The sequence below is a fragment of the Clostridium sp. UBA2485 genome (assembly GCF_002341865.1).
GTDB lineage: Bacteria > Bacillota > Clostridia > Clostridiales > Clostridiaceae > Clostridium_J.
The window spans coordinates 1-21067 of record NZ_DDOV01000075.1 but is presented as its reverse complement, the minus strand read 5'-3'; the positions used below and the strand labels follow the sequence as shown (position 1 = coordinate 21067).

The following is a 21067-nucleotide window of genomic DNA, read 5'->3' as shown; positions in this document are numbered from 1 at the left end:
TTACAGGTGCCTCTTTATCTCCTCATTTTTTGTTATTCTTTTATTATATCTTCCTCTGATAGCCCAGTGATATCCATAATTTCAGTAATTCCTACACTTTGTTCTAAAAGGTTTCTAGCCTTTTTCATAGCTTTTTCATGCATACCTTTATCCGCCTTTTTAGCCATAGAAAAACACTCCCATCTACTTTTTATTCTTATTATTTCTTCATGTATAGTAAAATATTCCTAAGAATCAATGTAATACTTGTACTTTATTTTTTTCTCTTCTTCAAGTATATCTTTTTCTGAAAGTCGTGTAATATCCATGATTTCCATTAAACTCACATGTATTTTAAGAAGTTCCCTAGCTTTTTTCCTAGCTATATTATATACCTCTTTAGGCATCCAATAGCCTATAACTCTTCTTCTCTCTTCTTATTATATTTAGTATTTCTAAAATCTTAATTTACTATTAAAAAGAAAAATGCCACTTAAATTAGCATGGTATCCTTTAGTAAAAATTCAATCTATAAATTATTTTAATCTCCATAATAAAAATTTTATTTATAAATTTAAAATTAAAAGTGAAGAACAAAGAGCTCTTGTTAAAACTTTGCTTAAAGCCTTATAATTTATTAAAGTATCATTCTTTAAAATAGTATGAAAAATTGTATCTCCTGTCGATTTAGGTTAAAATAAATTATAAATAAAAAATTAGGGGGACATCATGAAAAACTTATTTATAATTAATCCAGTTGCAGGAAAAGGGCGTTCTTTAGAATATATAGATAAAATTAAAAATTACTTCGATGATTTACATGAAGAGTATATTATAGAAATCACTAAGTATAAAGATCATGCTATAGAAATAGCTAAAGAGTATACTTCAAAGGACACCTATAGAGTTTTTGCAGTTGGTGGAGATGGTACCATTAATGAAGTTTTAAATGGTTTAATAGGAAGTGATAGTGTTCTTTGTGTCATCCCTACAGGTACAGGTAATGACTTTGTAAGAACATTATATAAAGATAAAGATATTGAAGATGTTTTAGATTCTCTAATAAGTGGACAAGAACATTATATTGACCTCGCTAAATCAAATGATAGATATTTTATTAATATAGCTTCTGTAGGTTTTGATGCTGAGGTTGTCTATAATGCTAGAATGTTTAAAAATAGAAGATTTATTCCTAGTTCCTTTGCTTATATATTAAGTGTAATTTATACTGCCTTTAACTTTAAATCTATAAATATGACTATTAAAATCGGAGAGCGATCTATAAAAGAGTCAACATTTTTATTAGCTGCATGTAATGGAAAATGCTATGGTGGAGGAGTTATGATAGCACCTAAAGCTGATATGAAAGATGGTTTATTGGATATTTGTGTTATAAGAAGGCCAGGATTATTTACTCTACTTAAATCCATTCCCAAAGCTCTAAAAGGTGAACTTGAAGGTATAGAAGAGGTAAATTATTACTCTGGTAAAAAAATAATAGTTGAAGGTGATAGAGAGTTTATCCTCAACGCTGATGGCGAACTCTTTAGACAAACTCAAGCAGAGTTTGAATTAATTGAAAATGGCATGAAGGTTGTTATACCGTTTTAAAAGCGTGACTAAAAGTCGCGCTTTTAAAATTTACGACTTAGATTAATAGATACTTATTAACCTAAGTAATCTCCATATTATATATTTCTAAACTCTATCCATTCTCAATTATATAAAATAAAGATTATTTCGTATTATTACTTAAAATTTCAATAACCTGTTGTAAAAATTTTTTTAGAGGAGTTTTATTTAAAATAGTTGAGGTTATAGTAATAATTTTGTTATTCTTCATCATTATATGCAGAATAGAATTGCAATCTTTGCCATTATCTATAATACTTATAAAATCTATTTCTTTAAAGCTTATATAATTAGCTTCATTAAAACTTTCTTTAAAATAAATCCCCTCAGTAGCAAACAAAAAACCTTCTTTTCCAGTACCTAAAATTGTAATATCTAATAATGCTAATACATTTTCTTTTTGCACACCTTTGCCATAAGAACTAATGGCATTATTTAATTTCTTCATAGGTATATTTTCAATATAATAGGTATTTATAGTAGAAATATCACCTATATATTTTTTAAAACACTCCATTATCTCACTATATTTAACTAACATTATTCTTCATTCCTTTATTTTTGTTTCACATATCTTATATTTATAACTATTAACATATATCTATATTTTATTACATATAACCATCTTAAATCTTATAAAAATTATTCTAATCCACAATTTCTATTCTATATAAACTATATTATTAATTTAAATCAAAAAGCACTAGGTTATTCCTAGTACCTTTTATTATATATTAGTTTCTTTTTCATCTTTTTCTACTGCTAATTGGAGATGTAACTCATTTTCATTCTCTATAGATGTTTTGCTAACAACCTTAAATTCTTTCTTTACTCTACTTCCTAATAACAAAGTAACTAATACTGTTAACCCATCTGCTAAGGATTGACTAAATCCTATTGCATAAAGACCTAAATCCATTTTATATGGTAATATATTTGTTAAAGATGTAAAGAATGGATTTCCACTTTCGAAAGCACTCGGTAATAGTAATAAGGCTGGAATAAAAAATAATCCTTGACGAGCTACTGATAATAGCGCTGCTTCTTTACTCTTACCTAATGCTTGGAATAATCCAGTGTAAATCATCTGATAACCAAGGAATGGTCTTAACACTCCTAAAGCTATAATTGTATTAGCACCTATTTTTATTACATTTTCACTAGTGCTAAACATTGATACAATTGGACTTGCAAACATCCATATTACTACTGTAGTTACTAAACAAAATATAGTAGACCATATTACAGATATCCTAATAGCATCTTTAACCCTTTTATATTTTTCAGCGCCATAATTATATCCGGCTACAGGTTGGAAACCTTGAATATATCCTATTAATACAAAAGTAATCATTGAGTTTACCCTTGAAACAATTCCTACTGCCGCAACAGCTTCATCTCCATAAGGCATTGCAGTATTATTAATAAGACCTAGTACAAAAGAGTTTAAAAATTGCATTATAAATGTCGGAATTCCTATTTTTAATATTTCAGAGTATATCTTCTTATCAAAAGAAAAATCTTTTCTACTAATTACTACAAAGCTTTTCTTCCTGTAAAAGTATGATACTAAAAATATAGTAGAAACACCTTGCCCTATAACCGTTGCTACAGCTGCACCTACTACACCCATTTTAAAAGTTAAAATAAATATTGGGTCCAATATTATATTTAAAACTGCTCCGAGTATTATTGCAAACATTGAATACTTAGAATTACCTTCGGCCCTTATAATATTATTTAAAGTCATATTAGTTACAGTGAACACTGCTCCTAAAGCTAATATTCTAGTATAACTTATAGCATAGGGCATTATTGTTTCAGAAGCTCCTACTAATTTTAAAGCTGGCTCTACAAATACGTAAAGTAAAATCATTACTGTTAGTCCTGCAGCAATTGCAGTAAAGAATGCTACTGTTGCAGTTTTGTCCGCTCTCTTCTTCTTATTTTCTCCCAAACATCTTGAAATATAAGATGCGGAACCAACGCCTAAAGCTTGACCTATAGCATTAACTATCATAAATAGTGGAAATGCTATTGATATAGATCCTATAGCTGCAGTATTATTTAACATTCCTACAAAAAATGTGTCTGCTATATTGTATATTGCATTTATGAGCATGGCAATAATAGCAGGTATAGCAAGCTTAAGTAAAACAGACTTCATTTCACCTTCACCCATAAGCTTTGCACGTTCTGCTCTAGCATCTATTTTATTTTCCATGTATTGTCCTCCTAAAAATATTAATCTGTAACTAGTAGCCCTAAAATTAATTCTTCAATAAATTTAAGATTTTCTTCTTTTTTCTCTTTTCTTACAGACAAATTCATTGTAATTTGAAGAAGTAATGTTTGTGCTAACCTTTCATCTGCATCATCTATACCTCTTAATGATTCTACCTTTTCAAAAGGTTTAAACATCAATTTTAATCTTGATATTATTCTTTGATTAAAATCCCCAAGATCTTCGGTTTTTTCTTGATTAAAAGTATACCGCTGATGCACATAATATCCTAATCCTCGTCTTTGTTCAATTCCTGTATATAATATTTCAATTTCTTTTTTAATTTTTTCTTTTGCAGGAATATTTAATTCACTTACTTCGCTTAATTCCTTAAAAGTGTATTCCCATGAGTTTTCAAGTATATCCATAAAAAGTTCTTTTTTACTCTTATAATAATTATAAAACGTACCTACCGCCATACCACACTCCTTTGCAATTAATTTAACGTCAACTTCATCATAGCCATGTTCTGAAAATAATTTTAGAGCGTTTTTTTTGATTTTTTCATCTAGATTTTTAATAATTTTTGGCATAACTTCTCCTTTATGAACTACGGTTCATCTTTAATGAACTCTAATTCATTATATGATTTTATTTAAATTTAGTCAACTTCTAAAGATATTATTTATTAATCTATCTTTTTAATTTAATACTATAATAATTTTACCATAGTTAAAATAAAAGCTATATAATAAAAAAACTCATAATATTATCTTTATAAAAAATAAAACCATGCTAATTAGCATGGTTTCTCTTAAACATCTTCTATGGCATCTTCTTCATTACAAGGTTTAATTGCAAAGCATATCTCATAGTTGAGATTACAATAAATTGCATATTCATCTTTAAAGTTAAAAGAAGACGGAAAATCTAACATTTGATATTTACAAAATAAAGATTTTTTTATAAATTTTCTAAACTGATTTTCTACATAAGGGTCGTTGTCCATTTTTTCACTCTCTTTCAATAACTATTTCAATAATATATTATTAAAATTATTGACAACATTTGGACAATCTTATACTTAAATAACATTCCCTATTTAATATTTTTTGTACTTTCCCTTATGATCAATTCTGTATCAAGACTTATTATTTTTCCTTGTATTTTATTATTTTCAATCAGATCCATTAATATTTCTACGGATACTTTGCCGATATCTTCTGTAGGTTGTTTTATAGTAGTAAGCGGAGGGTCTAAGAATTCAACTAAAGTTATATCATCAAAACCCACTACTGAAATATCATCTGGTATTTTGTAACTTAATTCCTTTGCCGCTTTATAAACTCCACATGCCATCAAATCATCATGGGTGAATATAGCTGTTATATTATGATTCTTAATCAAATCTTTTGCAGCCTCATATCCTCCTTCAATAGCATAATCATTAGATTTAATAATAGTTTCATCACATTCTATATGATTATCTATCAGTGCATCTTTATATCCTCTTAATCTTTCAATAGTGGTATTAATATTTTTAGGACCTGTTATACAGGCTATAGATCTATGACCTAAATCAATTAGGTGTTTTGTAGCATTGTAAGCACCTTTATAGTTATCTACAAAAACTCCATATTTTATTTCCACCTCAGGTTTTCTATCTATAAAAACCATAGGCACATCATCTTTATAAATGTCATATTTATCCTTAGTTTGCTTAGAACTAAGCAAAATTCCATCCACACATTTTTCTTTTAGTACATTTATATAATTAGCTTCCTTTTCTGTGTCATCATAACTATTACATAATATAAGGTTATATCCTAATTCATTTACCAAATCCTCTACGCTCTTAGCTATACTTGGGAAAAATGGATTTGATATATCAGGAAGTATTAAACCTATAGTCTTTGTTCTTTTAGTTACTAAACTTCTTGCTAGTGCATTAGGTTTATAATCTAATTCTTCTATAACCTTTAATATTCTCTTTTTTGTTTCTTCATTAGTATATCCTTCTATTTTATTTATTACCCTTGAAACTGTAGTAATTGAAACATTAGCTTTCTTTGCTACATCTTTTATAGTCACCTTCATAAAATCACTCCATCATATCTAATATCATTTGTACAGTAACTAGCACACCTTTATATAACTCTTTTTCGTCTATATCAAATTTACAATGATGATGAGGATAAAACTCACCTTCTACTGCTTTTTTGCTTCCTAAGAAGAAATATACTCCTGGAATTTTGTTTAAAAAATAGGAAATATCCTCCCCTATCATTGTTGGATTTTTAAGTATTACTAATTCCTCATCAGAAATAACTTTTTTGCTTGATTCAATTAGTTTGCTTACTAAATCCTTATTATTTTCTACCATAGGATATCCGAAATGATAGTTATAATCATATCTCCCATTCATAGCTAAAGTAACTCCTTTAGCTATTTCTCCTATTCTTCTACTGATATAGTTACGAACTTCTTCACTAGTAGTCCTAACTGTCCCTTCTAACTCTACCTTCTCAGGTATTATGTTGTGTGCTGATCCTGCTTGAATTTTACCTATAGATATTACTCCATTCTCATTAGTATCAATTTCCCTACTTACAATACATTGAATACTTTGAATTATTTGAGCTGTCATAGTGATAGGATCTATAGATTTATGAGGCACTCCTCCATGTCCGCCTTTTCCATGAATAACTAAAGAAAATTTATCTAAACAAGACATAATTACTCCATATCCTACTGCTAATTGCCCATTATCAACCTCTTCAAAAATTGAGCCTATATGATGAGAAACTATATATTGGATATTATGTTTTTCAATTACGCCTTCCTGGAGCATTTTTTCTGCTCCACCATGTCCTTCCTCTCCAGGTTGGAAAATTAGTTTTACTGTACCCTTTAATTCTTTCTCATTTTCTTTTAGAACCTCTCCTATAGCTAGTAAGATCGACATGTGTCCATCATGACCACAAGCATGCATTGAGCCATTTGTTGAAGCAAATTCTAAATTAGTTTCTTCTAAAATAGGAAGAGCATCCATATCTGCCCTTATGCCTATTACTTTTCCTTCTTTTTTTCCACCTATAGTCGCAACAATTCCTGAAACTTTTTTGAGTTCTTCAAATTTTATATTTAATTCCTCTAGCTGATTTTTCAAGTATTCTATAGTCTTAGGCAACACTAATCCTACTTCAGGTATTGTATGTAAATATCTTCTATGTTTTATTATTCTTTCCTCTATTTTTTCTTTATTTATATTAAAAATCATTAATAATCCCCTCTTCTAATCTAAAATTTTTTAGAGATAAAAAACAAAATCGTGACAAGACCACGATTTTTCAATTGATAATACATATCTTATTCAATTAATTCAACCATGTCTGTTGATTATGAATTATATAAAAATTGTAATTGTTTTTATTGATAAGCTCTAAATAAATTTAAATTTAACGTACCCTTTAAGGAAGAAAAAATCTTCTATAAACCGTATAGAAGAATTACTCTTAGCTTAAATAATTGGTGATGATTTAAAATATTATTGATTTTAAAATACAACTATGATTAGTTTATAGCATTAAGAATTAATAGATAATATGAAGTTATTAATCTCTTTAAACCTTCATTTTAATTCTCAATTAATTACAACAGTTAGCATAGAGTAATCTAAATTTTCAATGATTTAAAACATAGCCAAATATCAAATATTTTATTAATGAGATTTTATTGTAGGGGTGTCTAGATAAGTAACCACCTAGACACCACCTTCAATAAATTTAGTGTAATATTAGGAACTAATTGTCTTTAACTAAGTCTTACTTTCTTGTCATCCAATTTAAGATATTTATCCAAAGTTTATTGTAATATTCCCAATTTAGGAACTCTACTGGGCCCCAGTGTGGAGCACAATCAGAAGTAAAGATAGCAGTTCTACCTTTTCCACATTCCATAACAGATATGAATGGATCTCCATCTATTGTTACTAAGTGTTCTCCTCTGTCTTCTAGTGCTATTGTTTTATTATATCCTAAGAAATGTGGCCATTCTTTTGGTATTCCATTTAATATTTCATGTTTTTTAACAACTTGTGGATGGAATCCTTGAGGTGCCTCTACTCTATCATCTGTATCTAACATTTTTATTGGTAATATGTCCTTTACAGCAGTTTCACCATATCTAGTTTTTGCATCTATTCCAGTGAAAGACATGTATCCTCCTACCATTAAGAAAGATCCACCTTTTTCAACATATTCTTTTACAAGTTCTAATCTGTTTGGTAATTTCTTTCCTTGTGTAAATACTGATTTAGGTAATAATAGAGTATTTGATCCTATATCAGATAATATAACAGCTTTATATTGATTTAGTTCTTCTAAAGTTGTCGGAAATTTATCTGCTGCTAAATGGTTTGGTAGAAAGTCTACTTCATATCCACCTTCTTCTAACGCTTTTTTTATATACTCAACACCTTCTTCATAAACTGAAGTTGTAAAGCTGTCAAATCCCTTTACATGTATAGTATGGCTCATCCATGATTCCCCAGCAATTAATATTTTACTCATCTTTAAAGTCCTCCTTAAAAATTATCTATCAAAATTTAATATTAAATTAGCGTATATAAGAATATGATTTAAATACTCTTCTACTTTTACATATTCATTAATAGTATGGCATTGCTCTAGTGCTCCTGGTCCTAATATAACTGTAGGTATATTTGCTATATTCTTTAAAAGTCTAGCATCATTACCTGCACAGCTTCCATCTACTATTGATGTGCTATCAGTAGCTTCACTATATGCTTCTTTAACTTTAGATACAAAGCTGTGATTTTCATCCATCTCAAAAGCTCCTCCAGCTTGATATATATTATATATCGGTGGATTATCTTTAAGATAACTATCCCCATTAGCACACAAATTTAAGGTATTAATAACATCATTTTTAACCATTTCATAACTCATTACTTCTGGTAAATAATGAATACACATTTTAAACTTACAATTATCAGGTACTGTAGATCCTGCTGTACCTCCATTAATCACTCCTACATTTATTGTTGGAGCAGGAAGTACTTTATGCTTATATCTCATCAGCCATTGATGCTCTAATTCATTTAGTGCACTTATAAGTTTAATTGCTTTTTCAATGGCATTAACCCCTTCCCATTTCTTACCACTGTGTAGAGCTATTCCACTAACCTCTACCTCAAAGAATATAAATCCCATATGAGCATTTATTATTTTGTTATCTGAAGGTTCACAAATTACTGCCCCATCAGCTTTTACACCTTTTGTAACAGCATGAATAGTTCCATTTCCTCCACCTTCTTCATCTACTACTGAAAGAATCTTTACATTAACAGGGAGCTCTATTCCTGCATCTTTTAATAATTTAACTGCCATTATAGATGCCATAAGTCCACTTTTCATATCAGCAGCACCTAATCCATAAAGTCTTCCATCAATTATTTCTGGCTTCCAAGGATTAATTTTCCACTTGCTTATATCTCCTGGTGGCATTGTATCTACATGACCATTAAATAAAAGAGTCTTATCCCCTTTTCCTTTAAAATCTCCTATTAAATTAAATCTATCTTCATAGTTATGATTAAGATTTCCTTCATTATAGCTTTTAAGAGCTTGAATAATAGTTTCTTCTTCCATTTGCTCAACTACAACTTGTCCATCAAGTTCCTCTAAAAGTTTCTTAATATATAACTGTCCTTCTTTTTCTTTTCCTCCATCTATACCATGACCTATTACTTGAGTATCTATAGAGATTAAATCCATAAGATGTTTTATATACTGCTCTTTATTATTGATAAGAGTTTCTTTTAACTTATTATTCATTTTTATCACATCCTATAACTTTATATAAATTCTTATTTATTATCCATAGTAATAAGAGAGCTTTTTGCTTTCTTTTCCACTAAATATTTTCTAATCATTGAAATTGAAAGTATAGCAACAGTTGTAATGTATGGAACCATCAGTATAAAATCTGAAGGAAATCCATGAGATTGTAATCTTGCACCTATAGAGTCTGCAAATCCAAAGATTAACGTCCCTATATAAGCAAATATAGGATTTACTCCTCCAAAATACATTGCTGCAACACCCATAAATCCTCTTCCATTAGTCATATTTTCAACGAACATCCTTGAATATCCTAAGGATAAGTGTGCTCCAGCTATTCCTCCCAATATTCCAGATATTATAATTACTTGAAATTTTGATTTATAAATATCTATTCCTGCTGTTTCTGCTGCCTTAGGATTCAAACCAACACTTCTAATTCTAAGTCCCCAAGTAGTTCTGAATAATAAATACCATATGGCAAATACAAAAACTGGCCCTAAAATTTCAAATAAAGAGTAGTTGTTAAACAATGTGTTTAACACAGGAATATTATCTAAAAAAGGTATATGGACTCTCGGTATTGGTACTATTTTATCTGAGTAAAAACTTCCAGCAACTCCAAATACCTCTCTTAATAAAAATCTTGTCACTGCTAATGCAAACATATTAAGAGATATACCAACAACCATAATTTCTCCTTTAAATTTTATGTGAGCGACTCCTACTATAAGTGCCATTAAAACTCCAGAAACCATAGCTGCTATTACAGCTAAAATCCAGCTTCCAGTTAAAAAACTTACTGATACTGCTACGAAAGCTCCCATTAGCATAATTCCTTCAGTACCAACATTTAATATATCTGCCTGTTGAGTTATTATAACGGCTAAAGCAGCGTATAATATTGGTGTAGATGCTCTAATAGTAGAAGCAATCAAACTTAAATCAAATATAGATGATAACATTTCCAAATTTATTCACTCCTTTGCCACTATGCATTAACTGAACTTTCTTTAGAATCTTCAATCTTTGCTTTTTTCTTTTTTAATTTAATTCCGCTATATAATCCTTCCATTGCCACTAGTATTATAAATACTGAAATAATTATATCTATTAAAGACTTAGGTATTCCTGTAAATCTTTCCATACCCAAAGCTCCAGCTTTAAGACTAGCAACAAAGAAAGCTATAAATGGTACAAGTTTTATATTATTTCTGGCAATTAACGATATAAGCATTCCATCAAAGCCTATTCCTACAGAAAAGTTTCCTAAAAAGTATCCATAAACACCAGCAACTTCTATTCCTCCTGCAAGCCCTCCAATTGCTCCACTTATCATCATTCCAATAACCATTATCTTTTTCTCTTTAATCCCTATGTATTCAGAGAATTTTCTATTAATTCCTACATTTCTAAGCTTATATCCCACTGTAGTGTGAAACATTAGCCAATATACAAATAGTAAAACTCCAATTGCAATAAATAGTCCAGTATTTGCTTTACTCGGTTTTAAAATTGTTGATAACTTTGCACTGCCTGCTATGTCTTTTGTTTTAGCAACAACACCTTGAGCAGATAAACTTCCATTTACTAAATAATTGGTGATATAAATAGCAACGTAATTTAGTAATATAGTTGCTGTTATTTCATTTACATTAAAATATGATTTTAGATATCCTGGTATAAAGGCCCATAAAGAACCTACAATAGCAGAAAAGCCAAGTGTTAAAGGTATATGTATAATCTTTGGAAGACCTACAAGTGATGCACCTATCCATGCAGCTGCTATTGCACCTAAATATAATTCTCCTTCAACTCCTATATTAAATATTCCAACCTTTGAAGAAACTGCGAAGGCTAATGCTGCTAACATTAGTGGAACAAAAATTTGAAGTGTGCCTCCTAAGTTAAAGTTACCCACAAAAGCACCTTTAAATAGTTGTATATATCCTTCAATAGGATTAAATCCCATTGAAATTATAATTATTGCTCCTATAGCAAAGGCAGTTAGTAATGAAAGAAGTAAGTTTATATAATATTTTTTACCCATTTAATTTACCTCCTATCATAAGAATACCTAAATTCTCCTCTGTAGCCTCTTCTGAAGAAAGCACTCCTGTTATCTTACCTTCATACATAACAGCTATCCTATCTGAAAGAGAAAGTATTTCTTCAAGATCTGCAGATACTAAAAGTATAGCTGTATTCTTCTTTTTAGCTTCCTCTAAGTATTTTCTAATCTCTTCAATAGATCCAATATCTACTCCTCTTGTTGGTTGTGCTGCTATTAAAAGTTTTGCACCCATATCAACTTCTCGGGCAACTATTACTTTTTGTGCATTCCCTCCAGATAAATTAGATGTAAGTATTTCTCCATCTTTCGGTCTAATGTCAAATTTATCTATTAATTCCTTAGAATAATTTTCGATTTCTTTTTTATTTAATTTTATAAATTTACTAAAAGGACTTTTATAAAATTTATTTGCAATCAAATTGTCCTTGATACTCCACTCTTTATTTAATCCCCTAACATTTCTATCCTCTGGTATATGTGCTACACCTGATTGTCTAATTTTCAAAGGTGATAAATTAGTTATATTTTTCCCTAATAATTTTATTTCACCTTTCTCAACTTTTCTAAGTCCTGTAATGGCATCAATAAGTTCTGTTTGGCCATTTCCGTCAACTCCAGCAATTCCTAGGACTTCCCCTTCTCTTATCTTTAAATCTAATCCTCTAATTTTTGATAATTCTCTATCTCCTGGAACATAGATATCTTTTAACTCGATAACTACATCTCCAACCTTTCCAGTTTTCGCTTTAGCACTTAAAAATACATCTCTACCAACCATCATTTTTGCTATTTCCGGTATACTAGTATCTTTCTTTAGAAATGTATTTAAATAGCTTCCTTGTCTCATAACAGATATTCTATCACTGATTTCCATAACTTCCTTAAGCTTATGAGATATAAAGATTACAGACTTACCATCTTTCTTAAGTGCATTTAGTATTTTAAATAATTGAACTGTTTCCTGAGGAGTAAGTACAGCTGTTGGTTCATCTAGTATTAATATTTCAGCACCTCTATAAAGAGTTTTTATAATTTCAACCCTTTGTGCTTCTCCTACAGATATATTTCTAACCTTTTTATTAAGTTGTATATCCATTCCATATAAATCTATATATTCTTGTATTCTTCTTCTAGCTTCATCTAAGTCTATTCTCATGCCTTTGCTTGGTTCAAAGCCTAAAATTATATTTTCAAGTACTGTTAAGTCCTGAACTAACATAAACTCTTGATGAACCATGCCTATTCCCAATTCTATAGCTTCTTTAGGAGTTAAATATGAATACTCCTTACCTTTTATCACCATTTTGCCTTCATCAAATTTGTACATACCATAAAGTATTTTTAATAGAGTAGATTTCCCTGCTCCATTTTCACCTACTAAAGAATGAATTTCACCTTCATATAAGTCGAAAAAACCATTAGAAATAGCTTGTACAGTTCCAAAGCTCTTTTTTATGTTGGTCATTTGTATAATTTTATTTGACATAGCCTCTCCCCTACCTAACTAAATATATTTAATATACCAAGATTAAGGTTTTAATCTTGGTATATTCTTAATATTTGTTACTTCTTTCCAAATCCTGGATGAGACTTAACTTTTATCTCACCACTTTTAATTTTTTCTTCTATTTCTTTAACTTTAGTTAATATATCCTCTGGGAAGTCTTTTCCTAAAGCTTCTTTCATAACTGTCATATCTGTTAATCCAACACCGCCATTAGTTACATCCATGTAAAGTGTTTCTCCAGCTTTAAAGCTTCCATCAGCTATAGACTTAATTACTGTATATGAAGTAACATCAATACGTTTAAGCATTGAAGTTAATATGTTTCCTGGGTATATTCCATCTTGATCTTGGTCAACACCTATTGCATATTTACCTGATTCTTTAGCTGCTTCTAATATACCATTTCCTGTGCCTGAAGCAACGTTCATTACTATGTCAGCACCTTGGCTATATTGAGCTAATGTTAATTCTTTTCCTTTTAACGGGTCACTAAATGAACCGGCAAAAGCTTCTAAAACTTTTGTTGATGGATCAATATATGCTGCTCCTTGCTTATATCCTGTTAAGAAGTCTTGTAATACAGGGATATCTACTCCCCCAACCCATCCTATAACTTTGTCTTCGTTTACATTCTTAATGTTTGTTTTTTGAGTAAATAATGCTGCTGCTGCTCCAGCTAGGAATGATCCTTCATTTTGAGCAAATATTGCTGAAGCTACGTTAGGTTCATCAACAACACCATCAATAATTGCAAATTTTTGATCTGGGAATTGAGGAGCTATTGTCTTCATTATATCCTCATATTGAGCTGATACTGCTAAAATTAAATCATATTCACCTGATGAAGCCATAGCCATTGTGTTTGATTCCCAATCTGCTGGTTTATCAGTTTCCATAATTTTAACTTCAAGGTCAAATTCTCCTTGAGCCTTCTTTACTCCCTCATTAGCAGAGTCATTAAATGATTTATCTCCTAAATAACCTGCTAATAATAATGCAACTTTGGTTTTTTTACCGTCTTTAGAACTATCATCTTTACTGCCATTACTACTACCGCAACCAACAAGTACTGTTGAAAAAGCAATAATAAGAGTTAGCAACAATGCAATATGTTTTTTACATTTCATGGTTAAATCCCCCTTTAATAATTTTTTTATATGTTTTTAAATAGTTCACTTTTTATTTTTTTCTACTGTTAATAAATTCTTCTACTTCTTCACTATAAGGTAATGAACTTTGAGCTCCCTTTTTACTAACAGTTAATGCTCCTACATATAAAGAGTACTCAATGGCTTTCATAACGTCATTTTCTCTATTTAAATGTGAAACAAATCCTCCTATAAAAGAATCACCTGCTGCAGTAGTATCTACTGCGTTTACCTTTATGGAATTAAAAATTTTAAGCTCTTTGCTACTTGCATAAATTGCACCTTTTTCACCAAGAGTAGTTATAACATTTTTAACTCCCATGTTTAAAAGTTTATTTATAGCATTCTTTACATCTTCTTCAGTATTTATATTTTCACCAGTCATCAATTCTAGTTCTGTTTCATTTGGTATTAAATAATCTACTTTGCACAATATTTCTTCTGGTATTTGTTGTGCTGGAGCAGGGTTTAATATTATTTTTATACCTTTTTTATGACAAAAATCTACTGCAGTTTTAACCGTATCTAAAGGTATCTCTAGCTGCATTACACAATAAGAAACATTTTCAAAAGCTTCACTATATTTTTCAATATCTTCTACTTTTAAATTGCTATTTGATGCTGGATTTACCACAATGCAGTTATCTCCATTTTTATCTACATATATAAACGCAGTTCCTGATGGATAAGTTTCATCAAACAATACGTATTTAATATCAACATTGCTTTCTTCTAAAGCATCTGCTAACTCATTGCCGTTACCATCTTGTCCAACTTTACCAAGCATTTTAACACTTCCACCTAGTCTTCCAATGGCTACTGCTTGATTAGCACCTTTTCCACCATGAAACTTTAAAATAGACTTTGATAATATGGTTTCTCCTAATTTAGGTATGTGGTCTACATCCACTACAAAATCCATATTAATGCTGCCAATAACCAGTATATCTTTCATTTATAGACACTCCCTTTACATAATGAGATAAAAACGTAACCTTAATTTATGTAATTACTTAGCATAAACTCATTTTAGTTAAAGGTTTAACTAAAACGTTTTACTTCTTTAAAATCATTCTATTATAGCCTTATAAAAAAAACAATATATTTGACATCATATTTCATTATTTTTTTACAATTTTATTTCTTTTAAGTGTTTTTTATAATTTAACTATATTTTTATTAAAAAATATACACTTTTTATATATGTGCTTATATATTTTTACATTTAACCTCTAATTGTATAGCACTATTATTAAAAGTTATTTTTTATTTTTATATATGCTGTACTATATATCACATATTTAAAAATAGTCTAAATAATTAAATCATTTAGACTATTTCACCTTTTAATTTTTTTATAAATATGTTATTCATTATGATCATTTTATTTTTTACATTTAAAGTAATGCTCAATATCCCTAGACCTTTTATTGCTATATCCATTTAAATATATTATTTGTCATTAAAATATTCTTTACATAATTAATGATTGTAGTTTTTATAGTGTAAAATATAAATTTTTATAAAAGTTCTTAGTACTCTTTGAACCTTTATATTTAAAAAAACTAGCAAAAGAGTTATATACCCTGTATAACTCTTTTGCTAAATTTAATAAATATATCAAAATAATTTAAGTCTATTTATATTCTATAGAATTTTATGTTATATTTTAAAATATTTTAAAATAATCACTAACCTATAATATAAAATTATTTTAGAAATTCCTTATTAAACAGAAAAGTAATCTATAGAATTTTTCTATAGATTACTTTTCTCTTACATAGTACTTAGTTTCCAAGGTTGGATATGTGATTTTATATATCGAATTTAACTATCTAGCATGTTTACAACTTATATTTTTATTATAAGTCAAATCAAATAACAGAACCATTCATATACCTTACAAAACCAAGAATTAAACTTACATTTTTGTAATTTACTATATATTCATAACATAACTGTTTCTTTAAATATTTCAATTTACAACTTCAATTAATAACTAATAAATAATTACTTTATTTAAATAAAACTTTAGCCATCACTATATAAGCAATGGCTAAAATTTTATTATAAGTTTTGTATTAAAGTTTCAGTTTTTGTTAAATACTCTTTACGTGATTCATCATCTACAAAAGGAACCGCACCAAAGAAAGTATGATAAAGTGGTTCAATTCCACAAAATTTAAATATACCATCGTTTACCATCTGCTTCATAGCATCATGCATACCATCTTCTGCATAAGCATCACTAGGAGATCCAGTAGTATTAAATACTAGTGCTTTTTTTCCTTCTAGCAACCCTACTGGTGCATTATTTTCATATTTATATGCAAATCCATTAGCAAATACTCTATCTATATATCCTTTAAGTATAGCTGGCATTGATGCCCACCATATAGGATAAATAAAGGTAATAAGATCTGCCCATTTTACTTCTTCCTGTTCACATTTAATGTCACTTGGAATTTCTCCTCTTCCAAAAGCTTCAAAATCTAATGGTTGTAATGTCGGATTAAAGTTAATAGCATATAAATCTTTAATCTTCACTTCATGTCCCTTATTTTTACTAACATTTTCTACACTTTGTAATATAGCATGACAAAAACTATTAGGATTAGGATGAGCATAAATTATTAAATGTTTCATATGTATATCCCCTTTCTCAAAACAAATATAATTTAGTTTTTGCTAGTTTGTAAATATTATTCCATAGAAACACCAATAAATTTTAACTCATAATATTCTATCTATTTTGCACTTAATTTTAGTCTATATTAAATAATAGTAATCATCTAAATTTTTAAAGTTATACATAGTATATTTAAAATAAGCTTTTATTTTTTTATTAATATATAATCAAAATATGATGATGTATACTTTTCATCATCAATTCTTCTTTGAATTACTCGTTTTTCTTTATAGAGAATTTCAAACCCCTTAAAGTTTCGTTCAATCTCATCCTCCCTATAATGGCAGTAAAATACTTCTTCATTATCTTCAATTTGCATGAACTCCCCTTCGCTAATTTGATTACCTTTTCCATAGGAATCACATTCTTTACTTAAAAAATTTACATAACACAATCCTTCAGGTTTTAATACTCTATAAAACTCTTCTAAAGCAAATAAAAAATCTTTTTTCTTCATATGAACAGAGGTATTATAAGAAAATAAGAAGCTAAAAATTTCATTACCAAAGGGAATTTCTTTCATATCACCCTTGGTAATGTTTAAATTTATATTATTTTTATCACAAAATAAATTAGCTTTTTCTAATTGTTCTTCACATATTTCAATACCGTAAGTTTTATATCCAAACTCATAAAATAAAGAAAGCGGCGGGTTAATTCCCCCAGCACCACAATCAAGAATAACTTTTTCAAGAGAGCTGGCATTACAGTATTTTAAGAAATTATACAAAGGAAAAGCTGATATAAGATTATTCATATTTTCATCCTCACTTTATATATTATTATAGAAATAACTTATGAATTTTTAAGTGTTCTATCTCAATACTGGAATTCCCTCCTAAAAACTCAATTAAAGATTTTAATTCTATGGTTTTATAATTTTTCTTTTTTAAAAAGACTACTAAAAATATTTAATTTAATAGTAGTCATTAAAAATATTGATTTATTTTAATTTAAAGTTTAATATTACTGGATTATGATCAGAATAAGTAAAATCTAAGTCTTTTGCTTTAGTGGATATATCTTCAACATTATCAGAAATCAAAAATCCATCTATTATAGTTGTAAAAGTTTCTCCTTTTTTATAAGGCTTTGCCACTGCTCTAGCTGTTGGATTTTCTTCATCGAAACTCCATCTAAATCCTTCCAGCTGAAAATCCTTTGGGATGGATTGAAGCCATTCCGGCCATTCTTCTGTAGTCTTAAAAATAGAAACTTCACTCCCTGGAATTTGATGATTAAAATCCCCACCTGCAATTATATAGTTACCTTTTTTATATTCTTCTTGTAAAAATGAGGATAGAAAATCAAGTTGTTGTTTTCTTATTTTACCACCCTTATCATAGGCTGATAAATGAAGATTTATTAAAACTAATTCTTTTCCATTCTCCACCGGTATTCTATTAACTAAAACACAGCGATCAAGATCTGCTAACTGTCTTGGCCATGACTCTTTTCCTGGCAGATCATATCTTGTGCTTTTATCCACAGCTAGTTTTGAAAAATTCGCCAATCCTGCCAATACATTTCCATGAGGCTTTTTAATAGGCACAGGCACCCATGGCACTTTATAATTAATTGCAAAACTAGATGAATATCCGTTTAAATTACTTGTAAAATAATTATATTGATCTATCTTATAACTTCTTGTAGCTTTCTTGTCCACTTCCTGTAAAAAAATAAAAGTCGGATCTTCTTTTTCTATTATTTTAAAACTTTCTTTCAAATTTTCTATAGTCTTTTCCTTACTAAGTGAACGGGACTCCTTTCCTCCATCCATAAAAAAGTCTACATCTTTATCCATTCCACAATATCCTATATTATAAGTCATAACAGTCATTGGAGAATTTAATTTAGCTTGTTCTTCTTTATTGTTTTCTATTTTAATTCCTAAAATTTTCTCTGGCTTATAATCTGTAATTGTCATAAAAGCAAAATATCCTATTATTAAAATTCCTACTACAATTGCTCCAAATAAAAGCCATTTTAAAAATTTATTTTCCATCTACTCCTCCTAAATATAAATATTTATAAAATTATAATGATCTTATGACTTTAATATTACCATATAAATAATGGCTTTTAAAACAATAATAAGGTCATTATTTTTATATTAAAATTATTTAAAATAAAGGAGTAAATATAAGAACTTAACTTTAATTACAATAATAAAAAACCACAGCAAGGGGGTGCCGTGGTTTTTCATAGATAACTTTATTATGAATTTATTTAAGAGGTTAATATGATTTATTAGCTTTGAAATAACACTATTCAATTTTGTTTTTTAAATTGATTAATGTTAAATAATAAAGTCGATGTAAAAAATAATAGAACCCATAGCTAATGAAAAAACCGTAGGGGACACCATACCAGAAGTACTATAACTTAAACTTTCTATGATGTAGAGTCCGCCAAAAATAACTGTAGTTCCAGCAGATATTCTATTTAATATCAAGCCAATCTTTTCCATCTCATTATCCTTCTGACTTTCAAAGCTTTTACTATAAATCCAACATCTTAAAGGCACTTGATGTTTTCATATTACAGTATTAATTATAATAGTACCTAAGAATTTTTAAAATTTATTTACCTTACAAACCCATATTTACATCTTACATTTTTGTAATCTTAAGACTATAGTTATTTACGCTATAATCAAAATTATATAATGTGACGTTTTATTTTTACTAAAACAAACTCAGCTGTTCTATTCCTTTATCTTCTATTATTAATAATTTATCGTCTTCTAATGGATTTAGCATATTTTCTATTATCTCCTCAGGTGTATGACTATCTAAATATATCTTTTCTTCTTTTTTATCCAAAATAACCGGCATTCTATGATGTAATTCACTCATCTCTCTATTAGCCCCTGCTGTTAAAATTACAAAAGCATAATGTTCTTCCCCATTCTTATCTATAACTTTATTATAAATACCAGCCATTGAAAAAAACTCTTTATTATCTACCTTTATCTTATATTTCATCTTATCTTTCCACTCATAAAAATGACAAGCTGGTATTAAACATCGCTGAGATTTTATTGCCTTTTTAAAGAACCTTTTTTCAAATACTGTTTCTCCTCTAGCATTTATAACTAATTTATTATTTAGAGGAAATCCCCATTTCATATAGGTGGTTTCATCTTCTTTAACCACTATAGCTTTATGAGAAGGAAATTTTTCTCCTCCCCCTTCTTTTTCATCTTTTATGTTGTAATAATCTAAAATCTCTCTATTGTTAACATCCAAAAAAAATCTACCACACATAATGTCACCTCCTCCAATTAAATTTTATAAAATATCTACATATATTATTTAAAAATCAATATTATTATAACTATACAGCATAAATATATATACAATGAAACTTAAACTTATCTTAATTATATCTTCTATATGAAAAACGTAAGGCACTCTACTCAATTAACTATTTTCTAATGAAAATCTTTTATTTTTATATGAAAACAAAACAATAACTTATAAGAAATAAATCAATTGAAAAATTCTCATGCTCTGCTGAGAATTCACCATAATTGTCTATTGTTCATCGTCAATTATCAATTTTATACTAATGTGAATTCAAATAATTCAATAATACAATTATATGAATGCATAGATTAAATTTGAAATTAGTCTATCTATAGATAAACTACCTTAAAAATTAATATATAGCCAAATATAACTACACCCTTGAGTATTTCAATTCAAAATTCACAATGCAAAATTCACAATTAAGGTTGAAATTAATTCTTTATGAATTAATTTCTTAAACTAATTTTTACTAGCAATGTATTGCTAGTTCTTTATAAGAAGTGATTGTATCACTTCAAAAATAAATAATTTTAAATTTCTCAGCTTTTGCTGAGAAATATCCATAATTGTGAACTATGAATTGTGAATTCAATAGCTTCAGCTATGATACCAAAAAATACCGATTATTTTCACATA

At 28.5% G+C, this 21067-nt stretch carries 21 protein-coding genes; 1 reads left to right on the top strand and 20 read right to left on the bottom strand.

The window, feature by feature from the left end:
• Positions 1-32 precede the first annotated feature (32 nt).
• Together B3603_RS15590 and B3603_RS15585 are read right to left on the bottom strand one after the other, a co-directional pair.
• Positions 33-167, bottom strand: coding sequence for a hypothetical protein (locus B3603_RS15590; protein WP_291566584.1), 135 nt, complete (start codon positions 165-167; stop codon positions 33-35).
• A gap of 60 nt (positions 168-227) precedes the next feature.
• A complete protein-coding gene (locus tag B3603_RS15585; RefSeq protein WP_291566583.1) occupies positions 228-386 on the bottom strand; it encodes a hypothetical protein in 159 nt (52 codons plus the stop codon).
• 322 nt (positions 387-708) lie between these two features.
• Between B3603_RS15585 and B3603_RS15580 the strand changes: the two genes are divergently transcribed.
• Entirely contained in the window at positions 709-1590 is an 882-nt protein-coding gene (locus B3603_RS15580; protein WP_291566581.1) for a diacylglycerol/lipid kinase family protein, read from the top strand.
• Between the two features lie 124 nt (positions 1591-1714).
• On the opposite strand, the gene B3603_RS15575 is transcribed toward B3603_RS15580, so the two are convergent.
• The 18 genes from B3603_RS15575 to B3603_RS15490 all read right to left on the bottom strand — a co-directional run bounded on the left by B3603_RS15575 (position 1715) and on the right by B3603_RS15490 (position 20386).
• A complete protein-coding gene (locus B3603_RS15575) occupies positions 1715-2152 on the bottom strand; it encodes a hypothetical protein (protein ID WP_291566579.1) in 438 nt (145 codons plus the stop codon).
• 186 nt (positions 2153-2338) lie between these two features.
• Complete coding sequence (locus tag B3603_RS15570) at positions 2339-3835, bottom strand: MATE family efflux transporter (protein WP_291566577.1); 1497 nt, start codon at positions 3833-3835, stop codon at positions 2339-2341.
• A 20-nt stretch (positions 3836-3855) separates the two neighbouring features.
• Positions 3856-4428 (bottom strand): TetR/AcrR family transcriptional regulator, encoded by a 573-nt coding sequence (locus B3603_RS15565; protein WP_291566575.1) that lies wholly within the window; start codon positions 4426-4428, stop codon positions 3856-3858.
• A gap of 221 nt (positions 4429-4649) precedes the next feature.
• Complete coding sequence (locus B3603_RS15560; protein WP_291566573.1) at positions 4650-4844, bottom strand: hypothetical protein; 195 nt, start codon at positions 4842-4844, stop codon at positions 4650-4652.
• Between the two features lie 89 nt (positions 4845-4933).
• Complete coding sequence (locus B3603_RS15555) at positions 4934-5932, bottom strand: LacI family DNA-binding transcriptional regulator (RefSeq protein WP_291566571.1); 999 nt, start codon at positions 5930-5932, stop codon at positions 4934-4936.
• Positions 5933-5936: 4 nt separating this feature from the next.
• Positions 5937-7115 (bottom strand): M20 metallopeptidase family protein, encoded by a 1179-nt coding sequence (locus tag B3603_RS15550; protein ID WP_291566569.1) that lies wholly within the window; start codon positions 7113-7115, stop codon positions 5937-5939.
• A 544-nt stretch (positions 7116-7659) separates the two neighbouring features.
• Complete coding sequence (locus B3603_RS15545) at positions 7660-8406, bottom strand: glutamine amidotransferase (RefSeq protein ID WP_291566568.1); 747 nt, start codon at positions 8404-8406, stop codon at positions 7660-7662.
• Between the two features lie 21 nt (positions 8407-8427).
• Complete coding sequence (locus B3603_RS15540) at positions 8428-9693, bottom strand: M20 family metallopeptidase (RefSeq protein WP_291566566.1); 1266 nt, start codon at positions 9691-9693, stop codon at positions 8428-8430.
• A 32-nt stretch (positions 9694-9725) separates the two neighbouring features.
• On the bottom strand, positions 9726-10664 hold the full coding sequence (locus B3603_RS15535; RefSeq protein WP_291566597.1) for an ABC transporter permease: 939 nt from the start codon (positions 10662-10664) through the stop codon (positions 9726-9728).
• A gap of 26 nt (positions 10665-10690) precedes the next feature.
• Entirely contained in the window at positions 10691-11749 is a 1059-nt protein-coding gene (locus B3603_RS15530; RefSeq protein WP_291566564.1) for an ABC transporter permease, read from the bottom strand.
• Positions 11742-13259 carry an ABC transporter ATP-binding protein gene (locus B3603_RS15525; RefSeq protein ID WP_291566562.1) on the bottom strand — a complete coding sequence of 506 codons (1518 nt, stop codon included), beginning with the start codon at positions 13257-13259 and terminating at the stop codon, positions 11742-11744. Before B3603_RS15525 ends, B3603_RS15530 begins: the two co-directional genes overlap by 8 nt.
• 77 nt (positions 13260-13336) lie before the next feature.
• Positions 13337-14407: a BMP family lipoprotein gene (locus B3603_RS15520; protein ID WP_291566560.1), complete on the bottom strand. Its 1071-nt coding sequence runs from the start codon at positions 14405-14407 to the stop codon at positions 13337-13339.
• A 52-nt stretch (positions 14408-14459) separates the two neighbouring features.
• Positions 14460-15383, bottom strand: a complete 924-nt coding sequence (gene rbsK / locus B3603_RS15515; protein WP_291566558.1) for a ribokinase — start codon at positions 15381-15383, stop codon at positions 14460-14462.
• Positions 15384-16495: 1112 nt separating this feature from the next.
• On the bottom strand, positions 16496-17074 hold the full coding sequence (locus B3603_RS15510; protein ID WP_291566555.1) for an NAD(P)H-dependent oxidoreductase: 579 nt from the start codon (positions 17072-17074) through the stop codon (positions 16496-16498).
• 188 nt (positions 17075-17262) lie between these two features.
• Positions 17263-17874 (bottom strand): class I SAM-dependent methyltransferase, encoded by a 612-nt coding sequence (locus tag B3603_RS15505; protein WP_291566552.1) that lies wholly within the window; start codon positions 17872-17874, stop codon positions 17263-17265.
• Between the two features lie 186 nt (positions 17875-18060).
• Positions 18061-19122, bottom strand: a complete 1062-nt coding sequence (locus B3603_RS15500) for an endonuclease/exonuclease/phosphatase family protein (protein ID WP_291566550.1) — start codon at positions 19120-19122, stop codon at positions 18061-18063.
• A gap of 294 nt (positions 19123-19416) precedes the next feature.
• Positions 19417-19587 (bottom strand): hypothetical protein, encoded by a 171-nt coding sequence (locus tag B3603_RS15495; protein ID WP_291566548.1) that lies wholly within the window; start codon positions 19585-19587, stop codon positions 19417-19419.
• A gap of 217 nt (positions 19588-19804) precedes the next feature.
• Positions 19805-20386 carry an SOS response-associated peptidase gene (locus B3603_RS15490; protein ID WP_291566546.1) on the bottom strand — a complete coding sequence of 194 codons (582 nt, stop codon included), beginning with the start codon at positions 20384-20386 and terminating at the stop codon, positions 19805-19807.
• Between the last annotated feature and the right edge of the window lie 681 nt (positions 20387-21067).